An 11,934-nucleotide genomic window follows, 5' to 3' on the forward strand; every position below is an offset into this window, starting at 1 on the left:
AACGATTAATGATGTTAATTACTATCATCTTGAAAAAAGTTATGATCTATTATCGCTTTTATCTGTATCATTTTCTTATCTAGCTTGCAGTTAGTTCCTACTATTTCGACAATCGTCCAGTATACGTCTGGCTGTGGACTCATCCGTGATTAACATATTGATGTACTTGCCATGTAAGGAAGCGAGGATACATTCGATTTTGTGCAAACCAAAAGCCATACCCACTACCGTTCGAGCCTTTTTCAATTGTTCTAGTCCAAGTCCAATGACTTTGCGGTTAATGGGGTGTCCAGCAATTGATCCGTCTCGCGTTATAAATACCGAGTTAATATCTGCAACCGTGTTCAACAGTTTAAGTTCCGATAACACTTGCTCGTTAAGGTAACCCGATCTTTCCATCGTAGACATGGAAAAGGGATTGCCGATGCCTACTAGTGCAAGATCGATTCGTTCACCCTCCCGCAGAACTTCCGCAATGTTCGCCATGCCTACGATCTGCTCGCGTAACTCTTCCGTCTCTACCACAGCAGGTGCATATAACGTTTCGCACGTAACGCCCATTTTCTTAGATAACTCATACGCAATCTGATTAGAGTGCATCTCATTGCGAGAATTGCCTGTACCTCCGACAAGTGGGATGATTTTGACGTTTTCTTTTTTTTCGAGCGGAAATTCCCTAACCATCTGATACAAGGTGTTACCCCAGGAAACGCCGACCCGATCCCCGTTTTTGATCAACCGTTGCACGAATTGGGCAGCCGCTCTGCCAACCGCACTCGAAACCAATTCCTTGTTCAGATCCTTGGTCGGAACGACCAGAACCTGTTTCAATTCAAATGTATTTTCAAGTTCTTTCTCCAAATTCGTAATCTCGCGATCATCATCATGAATAACAATTTCAATAATGCCTTCGTCCTTGGCACGTTGCAGCATTTTGGAGATTACTGGTCTCGATACCCCTAGCTTCTCCGCGATCTTCTCTTGTGTCCACGATTCGTAATAATACATCTTACATACTCTGACCAGATTTTTGCGCTCGTCTATATTCACATACAAGTCCGCCTTTTACTTTATAGTTCCGTGCGTACACATGTCCCAATATAAAATGGCGTTCCACCAGTGTCAAGCAAGGTACATATTTCCAGTTCGGCTTTACACAAGTTTGACATTCCTTTGACATCCAAGTAATAAAGTGTCCTTACAATGAGAACTGTTCAGAACAATTGTAACAGCATAGAACATTTGTAAATGACTGCAGATCAAGACAGACTGAGGTGCAAAAATGAATGTAAAGATTCTTGGATACTGGGGCGGCTACCCTGCGGCAGGTGGGGCAACAGCAGGATATCTGGTAACCACAGACGAAGGACAAATTTTATTGGATTGTGGCAGCGGCGTGATGAGCAAACTCCCTATTGAAACCAAGGTAGAAGCGATATCCGGCGTGATTCTGTCTCACCTACACTATGATCATATGGCCGACCTAGGTGTACTTCAATATGCCGCAGCAGGTGCCATTCGCAACGGCCGTATGAAGGAAAAACTGAAGCTCTACGCTCCAAGTGATCCCGTCGACATGTTGCACAACTTATACAGCGAACATACCGAAGTGATCGCAATTGATCCTTCCACCAAAGTTTGTCTGGCAGGAGCGGATATCGAATTTGTGCATGTTGAGCATACCATCACTTGTTATGCGATCAAGATCACTTACAAGGGTAAGGTGCTGGTGTATTCCGGTGATACCTCATACTGTGATGCCTTAATCGAGCTCGCCCGTGATGCAGACATCTTCCTGTGCGAAGCAACGATCTGCGAGGGAAGCGTGCATACCACAGGTAAAGGACATATGAACGCGATGCAGGCAGGTATGATTGCTGGACAAGCCAATGTGAAGCAGCTCGTGCTGGTGCATCTGCCTGGCGATGGCAATCTAGAGTCCATGCGTGATGAAGCGAGTCGTACCTTCCATGGACCGGTAGACATTCCCGAACCACTGCGTATGTATACCATATGATCCACTGAATAGGAAGGAATGGTTGTATTGCATAAATTGCTTGCTCTTGATCTGGACGGAACGATGTTGAATCCAGACAAAATCATTACACCAGAAACGCGTAGCTCCATTCAGCAGCTGATGGCGGAAGAGGTTGCCGTCACTATTGCATCCGGACGATTTCCAGCCTCTGTATGGCTGCACGCAAGAGAAATTCCATTGAATTTCACCCTGGTCGCACTTAATGGTGCAGTCACCGTCGATGCAAAGACAGGACAAATGATTGAAGGATTCCCGCTCGATACAGCTTCCCTGTTATACATGCTGGATGTGATTGAAGAAGAAGGTGCCTATGTTCACTTTTATGGCTATAACGTCCTATACGTCCAGCAAATCAACGATACGAATCGAAATTGGTCCTTAAATAATGTAGTCGTGCGACCTGAGCTACCACTGACGGAGGAGCATTATAAAGAACAAACTGAGCTGATTCAGTTGGTCGAAGTCGGATCAGACTTCCGATCATTTGTAACCAACACGCCGAGCTTGATCTACAAAGCTGCCGTCATTTGCACCGACCTTGCTGCCCGCGAACGGATATATGACAAGCTTGAGTCTTCGGCCATGTTCCAATGTACCAAAACAGGCCGCTTGCGATTCGATGTGAATGCAGCCGGTATCAGCAAACGCGATGCGCTCGAGCGAGTGTGCCGTTATTCAGGAATCAAACGTGAAGAAGTCGCCGTTGCCGGAGATTATGACAACGATCTGGATATGCTGCAATGGGCAGGGCTCGGTATCGCGATGGGCAACGCCGAACCTCATATTCAAGCCATCGCTGACGTGATTACAGGCTCGAATGAACAAGATGGCGTCGCCATGGCAATCCGTAATTATCTGTTATAGCCTGTTGCAAAATTCTGCTTTCTTGGAGCGTGCGCAAAGCATTTATCCATATAGATTAGTTCTTCTAATACAAGTAACCACTAAAACATAAGCCACCACTGGCTATTAAAGGAGAGAATTTTCTTGATTCCATTCAAAAAGTCGTTACTTCTACCCGTACTCGCAGGCATGATCGTATTCAGCGGTTGCTCCCCACAAGGACAAGGTGCTTCTGGAACTAACGATGCTAACGCTGATTCAAACTCCGTATCTGGTAAGTTGTCCTTCTATACCTCACAGCCTGAAGAGGATGCCACGAAGCTGATCTCCGCTTTTAACAAAAAGTATCCAGATGTAGATGTGAGCGTCTTCCGTTCTGGTACGGAAGAAGTTACCGCCAAAATTCAAGCCGAGCGCCAAGCTGGCAAAACACAAGCTGACGTATTGCTGCTTGCCGATGCGGTAACCTTCGAAAATTTGAAGCAAGAAGATCTCCTTCTCTCGTACAAGTCTCCTGAGCTAAGCAAGATCCCTAGCGATCTTGTTGACCCAGATGGCATGTATTCAGGTACGAAGGTCATGGCTACTGTACTAGCGACCAACACGCAAAAAGTAACTTCCGCTCCAACATCATGGAGTGCATTGACGGCTGCGGAAAGCAAAGATGCATCCATCATGCCGAGCCCACTCTACTCTGGAGCCGCAGCATATAACATTGGCGTGTTCAGTCGCACAGATGGATTTGGCTGGGATTTCCTGAAGCAAATCAAAGATAATGGCATCTCCGTCATCAAAGGAAACGGTGCTGTTATGAAAGCTGTAGCTAGTGGTGAAAAGTCATACGGTGTCGTTGTAGACTACCTTGTTGCACGTGAAAAAGCCAAAGGTTCACCCGTTGAACTGACCTATCCAACAGAAGGCGTGCCAATCATCACTGAGCCTATTGGCATTATGAAAGATGCCGCCAACGTACCTGCTGCACAAGCATTCGTTGATTACATCTTGTCTGATGAAGGGCAACAACTGTCAGCCGAGATCGGATATTCCCCAATTCGGGAAGGCATCGCCCCGCCTGAGGGACTCAAAAGTGTCTCCGAAATGAATATCCTGTCTGGAGACCCATCCAAACTTGCCGCGGATCGTGAAGCGGACAAGCAACAATTCATTCAAGTATTCGGAGAGTAATGATTGGAGCTGTTTGATATGGAAAAATGGAAGACGGACTCTCTAGCATGGCAAGCAGAACGAAAAGGGCGCAAGCCCTTTTCCACGCTGTTCAGCTATCTTAGCTGGAGTCGCTTGGGCGCTATACTTGGTGGCGCTGCTGTACTTATCTTTTTTGTCTATCCCATTCTGAAATTGATTTTGCTTAGTTTTCAGGGTGAACATGGCTTGACGTTGGCGCATTATAGCGAAATGTTACAGCAAGAGCGCTTCTGGTCGACCTTACGCAATACCTTTTATATCGTAGCCGGATCAACCTTATTCTCTCTTGTGCTAGGTATTGCACTGGCTTGGGTTGTGGCTTATACCGACATCCGCAATAAATCTGCCCTGCATATGGGCATCATGCTTTGTTTCATTTTGCCTTCGTATGTCTTGACCCTATCTTGGTCTTCGTTTACCGGATCTCAAAGCTGGCTTGCCGGCTTGCTGCAATGGATTCATCCGAGCCTTGCCCCTTGGAGCATGTACAGCTTAGGCGGCATCATCTTTGTAATGGGTATTCATCATTTTCCACTGGTGTACATGTTCACACTGGATGTTCTGCGCAAGATTCCACGCGACTTAGAGTGGGCTGCCAGAGCAGGTGGAGCAAGTAGGCTCGAAGTTTTTCGTAAAATTACACTTCCGCTCGCCCTTCCTGGTTTAACTGCCGGCGGCTTGCTAGTCTTTCTAGCTTCACTCGATAATTTCGGTATTCCCGCGTTTCTCGGCACGCCTGTTAATATTTCGGTGCTGAGCACACTGATCTATGAGGAAATTATCGGGTTTGGACCGTCCGCCTTTGCCCGCGGTGCATCACTTTCTGTTCTGCTGGGCACAGCCGCTGTCATCGGTAGTTTGCTGCAATGGGTTCTTTTGCGGAAAAGCCACGCTTCGGATACGATGCAACCTGATCTTACACCAAGATACGCCTTAGGACGTACACGCAAACCACTGACATGGATCATCTGGGCTGGACTGCTCTCCATTACTGTCGTTCCACTCTCTTCGATGATTACCATGTCTCTGAAGAGGGCTTATGGATTAGGATTAACACGTGCGAACATGACGCTGGATAATTATCGGTACATCCTATTCGAGAACGAGCGTGTATGGCAATCGATCCAAAATAGCTTAGTGCTCTCCATAGTTACAATGCTGGTCTGTCTCGTGATTGGCTCAGGATTCGCTTATGTCAGAGTTCGTCGTCCAAATTCATTTAACAAAATGGCTGAGCTTGCGACCGCGGTTCCCTATACGTTGCCAGGCATCGTCTTTGCCCTTTCTATCATCTTAGTGTGGATGGAGCCAATTCCCGGTTGGAATCCAGGTATCTATGGTTCGATGTCGATCTTGTTTATTGCATATATTTGCCGCTTCCTGATTTTGCAAATTCGCTCAAGCATTACATCATTCATGCAGCTCGATTCGTCCATGGAAGAAGCTGCGCGAATTTCTGGCGCTGGCTTTTGGCGCAAATGGCGTACCGTTCTCCTGCCATTGTTGTTACCGAGTATGCTTACCGGGGGCATGTTAGTTTTTTTGACCGCACTGACTGAACTTACCGTATCCGCCCTGCTGTATTCTTCAGGATCTCAAACTATAGGCGTCACTATATTCAGTTTTGAACAGGCAGGGGACACCCTGTATTCTACCGCTTTGTCCAGTCTGATCGTTGCACTTATGGCAGTTGGTGGCGCCATTTTGTTGCTTGTTCAGTATTGGGCCTCACGTAAGGGAGTGAAATCATGAGTATCCAGATTAAACAGGTGAACAAATCCTTCGGCAGTTTTCAAGCGCTGCACACTATAGATTTAACCATTGAGGATGGAGAATTCGTAGCGATCCTTGGACCATCAGGTTGCGGAAAAACGACATTGCTGCGCATCCTTGCTGGATTCGAGCAGCCCACGAGCGGTGAGGTATCCATTGATGGAAAGCTTGTAGCGGGTGCAGGTACACTGCTCCCCCCAGAGAAGCGCAGGATCGGCATGGTCTTCCAATCGTTTGCACTCTGGCCTCACATGAACGTAGCTGAACATGTCCGGTTCCCGATCCGAACACATAAGTCCACTCCCGCACATATCAAAAACAATGAACAGGCTCGCATTCAGGAAGTCCTGAACATGTCCGACTTGTCTCATCTGGCGAATCGTATGCCGCATGAACTATCGGGCGGACAGAAGCAACGGGTCGCAATCGCCCGAGCTATTGCACCTGAACCGTCACTGCTGTTAATGGACGAACCGCTCAGTAGTCTGGATGCCATGCTACGCATGGACATGCGCCGTGAAATTCAACAAGTCCATCGCAACACACGCTCTGCTATCGTATATGTTACGCATGATCAAGGCGAGGCTCTCGCCATGGCTGACCGGATTATTGTCATGAAAGATGGGCGCATCGAGCAGGCTGGCACACCGCAGGACATTTATTTAAGACCACAGACCGAGTTCGTAGCCAAATTTGTATCCAAATCCAACTTGGTAACAGGTCACTGGGAAGCTAATCGGTTTATGCCGAAGGGCAGTGAGAATGTATCTTGGTCAGGAGCTGATGTCGCTGATTATTTCAAGCTGAATGGTCTCTATCCTGTCAGACCGGATCAGTTTCGGCTTCAGCCACATCATCAGCCTGGGATGGACGGCAAAATTGTGAATGTACAATTTCAAGGGAAAGAGTTCCATTACGACATTCAAGGCAATGCTGGTCGTTGGGAGGTCATATCCCCTCTTGCCTTCTCGTTGAACGAAGAAGTCAGCCTGAGCTTGTCTTTCACCGAGAACAAAGGAGCGTGATCCAATGAATTCCACGGCGAAACTCATTCTCTTTGACGTTGATGGTACATTACTGGATCGTCACAATCGGATTCCACCTTCAGCGAAGCAAGCTGTGATGGCTTTGAAAAACGCCGGGCATACGGTTGCCCTAGCCTCGGGACGCTCGCCCTTTATGCTGGAACAGGTGCGGCAAGAACTGCAGCTAGATTCATATGTGAGTTTTAACGGCCAATATGTCGCCCACCAAGGAACCTTAATCCATAGCAATCCAATTAATCCAGAAGCTATTCATAAACTATCTGCTTTTGCGGCTATACAGGAGCATGCTTTGGTTTTCCTAGATCATGCGCAGATGAGCTGTAGTCAGACCTATCATCCACATGTAGACTTGTGTCTGAAATCGCTCGGCGTAACCCATCCAAGCCATCATGCATCTTTCTGTGAAGATCGAGCAATCTATCAGACGATGTTGTTTTGTACAGTTGAAGAGGAAGCTTCATATCGTGAACAATTCGAGATGTTAAACTTTGTACGCTGGCACCCCCTCTCGATGGATGTACTACCTGCTGGTGGCTCCAAAGCTGAGGGTATTATACAACTGGTTGCTAGGTTGGGATTCCAACCAGAGGATATATATGCATTCGGCGATAACTATAACGATATCGAGATGTTCCAGTACGTTGGGTGTGGTATTGCGATGGGTAATGCTCCCGAGGCGTTAAAGCAATTAGCTTCTCACGTAACGTTAAGCGCAGAGCAAGAAGGCATATGGCATGGCCTGCAATGGACAGGTCTTATATAAGACAATAGTAGTTAACATACACAGAAAGAGTCTAATCTTAGACTCTTTTTTGGTGTACTTATCTGATATTCTCCGAAAGTCATTCAGCTCACTCGAAATAATCAATACATACAATTGCAAAAGTATAGCTTTTCGTTGCATAGCACAATTTGAAAGCGTATTCCATTTCAATAAACTGGATAATGATAACAAAAATTAAGGAGGTCACAACTTGAACACAAGCAAACGAATCATGTCTGCTACACTTGCACTACTATTATCTTTTACCCTCTTCAACGCACCGGCCAAGGCGAATGCCACAACTTCTGAATCAGCTCCAGCCTTTGCCAAAGGTGCAGATGTAAGCTGGCTACCGCAATTGGAGGCTCAAGGGCAGAAGTTTTATGATGACAAAGGAAAACAGGAAGATCTTCTCCAAATTATTAAGGATCACGGCGTGGATTCGATCCGCTTGCGCGCCTTCGTTAATCCTTCGGATCACCCTTCTGATGGTCACAGCAGCACGGAAGAGGTCATCGAGCTGGCTTCGCGTGTAAATGATTTTGGATTCAGAGTCATGATTGACCTGCATTACAGTGATTCCTGGGCTGATCCCGGCAAACAGCATACGCCAAAAGCATGGGAAGGTTCGGATCTGGAGCAGTTAAAAACCCATGTCTCCGATTATACGACCGAGGTTATGGAAGGTCTGAAGGAAGCCGGCGTAACACCGGAATGGATTCAGATTGGTAATGAAATTAACAATGGTATGCTGCATCCCATTGGCGCTTATAGCAACACGACTAACCTGGTAGAGCTGCTTCAGTCAGGCTCGCACGCGGCAAAAAAGGTTTTTCCCGACATCAAAGTCATTATCCACCGCGCTAACGGAGCAGATGAAGGTGTGATTGGTTATTACGATGGTTTAGTCGAAGCTGGCCTTAAGGAGAGCGATTACGATATTATCGGTCTGTCCTATTATCCGGATTCGATCTATACCACCTCTATTAATGAACTATCTGATAACATGAATACGCTCGCTAAGAAATTCGGCAAGGAAGTGATGATTGTCGAAATCGGCGGTAATGTCAGCAAAAACGAAGATAACGTCTACAACATGCTGGTAGCCACACAGAAGAAGCTAAAGGACGTGCCGAATAATCTGGGAACCGGTATGTTCTACTGGGCTCCAGAAGGTGTCTTCTTCGGTTATCCCCTTTCGGCCTGGAATTCGGATGGTACCCCTTCCCTCGCCATGGATGCCTTCCTGGATAATGCTACAGAAGTGAATCGCCAGAAGGTAACCGGCGTAGAGCTAGAAAAGCATACAACTACGGTTGAAGTAGGCGATACAGATCGTTTACGGGCTGCTGTTGCTCCTCATAATGCTACCTATCAAGGGGTAACCTATACCAGCTCTAACCCGGACGTTGTAAAAGTAGACCGCTATAAAGGTACTGTTTCCGGGCTTGCTGAAGGAAAAGCAACAATTACCGTCAGTACCTATGAAGGACAATTCACCGACACCGCCGAGGTTGTCGTAATCCCAAGCTCCAATCCGATTAAGAACCCTGGCTTCGAAAATGGGTTAAGCGGTTGGAACGTGACGGATAACAATAATGACGCTGTTAGCACAGGAACCGATATGTATTCCGGTTCATCGGCGCTGCATTACTGGAGTGCACCAGCTACGGAATTTACGGTTTCACAGCAGCTTACTGGGCTGGAGAACGGGACATACGAACTGTCTGCCTGGGCTTCCGGCGGTGGAGAGGAAGAGATTGCCGAGATTTTTGCTGGTGAACAGAAGCAGAGCTTTACCAATACGGGCTGGATGCAGTGGTCTAATCCCACAATTAAAATGATTGAGGTTACGGATGGTACCTTAACGATTGGAGCCAACCTGAAGTATTCCGGCGGTCAATGGGGTAATATCGATGACTTCAAGCTTGTGAAGAAAGCAGATGCGATTGAAACGAATAACCTTACCGTAAACGGCAATACAGCTTCGTGGTATTTGAGCGGAGAGAAACCGACGTCATTTGGGGATGGTCTTAACTCTACGACATTTAACTATGGCGACGAGAAGCCGATTGATTTTACGCTTAACCATGAGATCTCCGGACTTGCACCGGGAACCTATACGATGGAGGCCAAAGTATTCGGTGATAAAGGTGAACCTGACCTAGGATCTGTCATGTACGCCGTAGCCGAAGGACAGACCTATTCTATCCCGCTTACATATAAAGGGAGTGCCTGGGAGAAGCCAGCTTCGTTAACTCTGAAGCATGTTTATGTAGGCGACGATGGTATCGCTGAGGTAGGCTTTGTTGTAAACACAATCTCCGACGAGCATTTTGGTTACTTGGAGGATATTACTTTTGTACGGACCAAAGATGATATCACCCGTGCTGAATTTGCATCCCTGCTCGTTCGTGCCCTTGATCTACCCTCATCCGCTGTTAACCCGTTCACGGACATTGACACGACAAAATGGTATGCCGGTGATGTAGCCGCAGCACACCATGCCGGTCTTGTGAAAGGTTATAGTGCCAACAACTTCGCACCCGAAGCAAGAGTTACCCGGCAAGAGCTGGCTGCCATTCTGGTGAAAGCTTATTCAGTCAAGACCGGAAAGGAAGCACCCGCTGCTTCATCCGTTACCTTCTCTGATGCTAACCTGATTAGTGAATGGGCCAAGAAAGATGTAGCTGCAGCTGTATCACTCGGATTGTTCGACGGTATTACGGACAAAAGCTTTATGCCGAAATCCTTCGTAAGCCGTGCTGAATCTGAGCAAGCAATTGCTGCTCTTCTGCAACAATAATCGTACACATTCATTAGGGGCGCCCCAAACGTTATGTTAACGACTGTGGGTTCCCCTTTCATCTACGTCGATGTATAATTCCTTTTACTTCCCTCTTGAACGGAGTTTCTCGCCTAAGTAAATGAAATCAACACATTGCAGGCGATTAATGAAACAATTAGGCTGTTTCGATAAACGAAAAAGAGGCACTGCAATGTACAGGCCTCTAGACGAACTTTTTCGATAACTATATACGTTCAACTGAATTACGATGTTTAACACTTAATTGCTTTGCATGGTGCTAATGTCGATGACGAAACGATAACGGACATCCGAAACTAATACACGCTCCCAAGCCTCGTCAATCTGATTGGCAGCAATGACTTCGATCTCAGGGGCGATCTGATGCTCTGCACAGAAATCAAGCATCTCTTGCGTTTCCCGAATACCTCCCATCGAAGATCCTGCAAATGAACGGCGCAGACCGATCAGCGAGAATGCGTTCACAGGCATCGGCTCTGCCGGGGCACCGACATTGACGAGAGTTCCATCCAGGGCGAGCAATGACAAGTACGCGTTGATATCGATGCTTGCGCTAACCGTGTTAATGATGAGATCAAATGAACTTGCCAATTCCTTGAACGTCTCCGGGTTACTTGTTGCATAATAATGATCCGCGCCAAGACGCAAACCATCTTCCTTTTTGTTCAACGTTTGTGATAATACAGTAATTTCTGCGCCCATAGCACGTGCGATTTTCACTGCCATGTGTCCAAGACCGCCCAATCCTACAATGGCTACTTTTTTGCCTGGTGCAGCGTTCCAATGACGCAATGGCGAGTACGTCGTGATACCAGCGCACAGGAGTGGCGCAGCCTTGTCCAGGGGAAGGTTGTCAGGGATACGAACGACGAAATCTTCGGATACAACGATATGTGTTGAATATCCCCCCTGCGTGTATTGACCATACCTGTCGTTCGCAGCATATGTCAGTGTATAGCCATTATGGCAGTACTGTTCCTGATCATTACGGCAACTCGCACACTCTCTGCACGAATCTACCATACAGCCTACCCCTACCCGATCACCGATTGCATATTTTGTAACCTTTGCTCCTACTTGTGAGACAATACCTGTAATTTCATGTCCTGGAACGAGTGGATACTGTACGTCCCACCATTCTCCCCGAGCTGTATGTATATCAGAATGGCAAATACCGGAATATTTAATTTCTACTAAAACGTCATTCGGTTCAAGTTCTCTACGCTCAATAGTCGTTGCTTGGAAAGAACCTTCCGGATTAAAAATAGCATGTGCTTTGACAGTAACCATTAGATAACCTCCTAGTTGTAGAGCTAATATGTATTAGTTTCTAATAAAGCATAAAGAAAAATGTAAGTTTATTCAACTTCTGCATGTTAATTATTAGGTAGAAGAGTGTAAAACGCCCATTCCAATTAAAATAAGGAATGAAAAACTC

Annotated in this window: 9 protein-coding genes; 7 read left to right on the forward strand and 2 right to left on the reverse strand. The window is 46.7% G+C overall.

Annotated elements, in window-relative coordinates; genetic code table 11:
• Window positions 1-90 precede the first annotated feature (90 nt).
• Window positions 91-1,050, reverse strand: coding sequence for a sugar-binding transcriptional regulator (locus M3636_RS20175; RefSeq protein WP_251383784.1), 960 nt, complete (start codon window positions 1,048-1,050; stop codon window positions 91-93).
• A gap of 232 nt (window positions 1,051-1,282) precedes the next feature.
• Between M3636_RS20175 and M3636_RS20180 the strand changes: the two genes are divergently transcribed.
• The 7 genes from M3636_RS20180 to M3636_RS20210 all read left to right on the forward strand — a co-directional run bounded on the left by M3636_RS20180 (window position 1,283) and on the right by M3636_RS20210 (window position 10,475).
• Window positions 1,283-2,017 carry an MBL fold metallo-hydrolase gene (locus M3636_RS20180; RefSeq protein WP_251383785.1) on the forward strand — a complete coding sequence of 245 codons (735 nt, stop codon included), beginning with the start codon at window positions 1,283-1,285 and terminating at the stop codon, window positions 2,015-2,017.
• An 18-nt stretch (window positions 2,018-2,035) separates the two neighbouring features.
• Window positions 2,036-2,902, forward strand: a complete 867-nt coding sequence (locus M3636_RS20185) for a Cof-type HAD-IIB family hydrolase (protein WP_251383786.1) — start codon at window positions 2,036-2,038, stop codon at window positions 2,900-2,902.
• A 168-nt stretch (window positions 2,903-3,070) separates the two neighbouring features.
• Window positions 3,071-4,066, forward strand: coding sequence for an ABC transporter substrate-binding protein (locus M3636_RS20190; protein ID WP_483311534.1), 996 nt, complete (start codon window positions 3,071-3,073; stop codon window positions 4,064-4,066).
• 18 nt (window positions 4,067-4,084) lie between these two features.
• Entirely contained in the window at window positions 4,085-5,839 is a 1,755-nt protein-coding gene (locus tag M3636_RS20195) for an ABC transporter permease (protein ID WP_251383788.1), read from the forward strand.
• Entirely contained in the window at window positions 5,836-6,885 is a 1,050-nt protein-coding gene (locus M3636_RS20200; protein ID WP_251383789.1) for an ABC transporter ATP-binding protein, read from the forward strand. The genes M3636_RS20195 and M3636_RS20200 overlap by 4 nt, the downstream gene beginning before the upstream one ends.
• A gap of 4 nt (window positions 6,886-6,889) precedes the next feature.
• Window positions 6,890-7,669: a Cof-type HAD-IIB family hydrolase gene (locus M3636_RS20205; protein ID WP_251383790.1), complete on the forward strand. Its 780-nt coding sequence runs from the start codon at window positions 6,890-6,892 to the stop codon at window positions 7,667-7,669.
• A gap of 211 nt (window positions 7,670-7,880) precedes the next feature.
• Window positions 7,881-10,475 (forward strand): glycosyl hydrolase 53 family protein, encoded by a 2,595-nt coding sequence (locus tag M3636_RS20210; protein ID WP_251383791.1) that lies wholly within the window; start codon window positions 7,881-7,883, stop codon window positions 10,473-10,475.
• 261 nt (window positions 10,476-10,736) lie between these two features.
• On the opposite strand, the gene M3636_RS20215 is transcribed toward M3636_RS20210, so the two are convergent.
• Window positions 10,737-11,786: an NAD(P)-dependent alcohol dehydrogenase gene (locus M3636_RS20215; protein ID WP_251383792.1), complete on the reverse strand. Its 1,050-nt coding sequence runs from the start codon at window positions 11,784-11,786 to the stop codon at window positions 10,737-10,739.
• Between the last annotated feature and the right edge of the window lie 148 nt (window positions 11,787-11,934).

The sequence above is a fragment of the Paenibacillus sp. MER 99-2 genome (assembly GCF_023714095.1).
Taxonomy (GTDB): domain Bacteria; phylum Bacillota; class Bacilli; order Paenibacillales; family Paenibacillaceae; genus Paenibacillus.

Coding starts and splice junctions, on each gene's coding strand:
- M3636_RS20205 (WP_251383790.1), top strand. CDS start 6,890: ATGAATTCCACGGCGAAACTCATTCTCTTTGACGTTGATGGTACATTA.
- M3636_RS20215 (WP_251383792.1), bottom strand. CDS start 11,786: ATGGTTACTGTCAAAGCACATGCTATTTTTAATCCGGAAGGTTCTTTC.
- M3636_RS20195 (WP_251383788.1), top strand. CDS start 4,085: ATGGAAAAATGGAAGACGGACTCTCTAGCATGGCAAGCAGAACGAAAA.
- M3636_RS20200 (WP_251383789.1), top strand. CDS start 5,836: ATGAGTATCCAGATTAAACAGGTGAACAAATCCTTCGGCAGTTTTCAA.
- M3636_RS20190 (WP_483311534.1), top strand. CDS start 3,071: ATGATCGTATTCAGCGGTTGCTCCCCACAAGGACAAGGTGCTTCTGGA.
- M3636_RS20185 (WP_251383786.1), top strand. CDS start 2,036: ATGGTTGTATTGCATAAATTGCTTGCTCTTGATCTGGACGGAACGATG.
- M3636_RS20180 (WP_251383785.1), top strand. CDS start 1,283: ATGAATGTAAAGATTCTTGGATACTGGGGCGGCTACCCTGCGGCAGGT.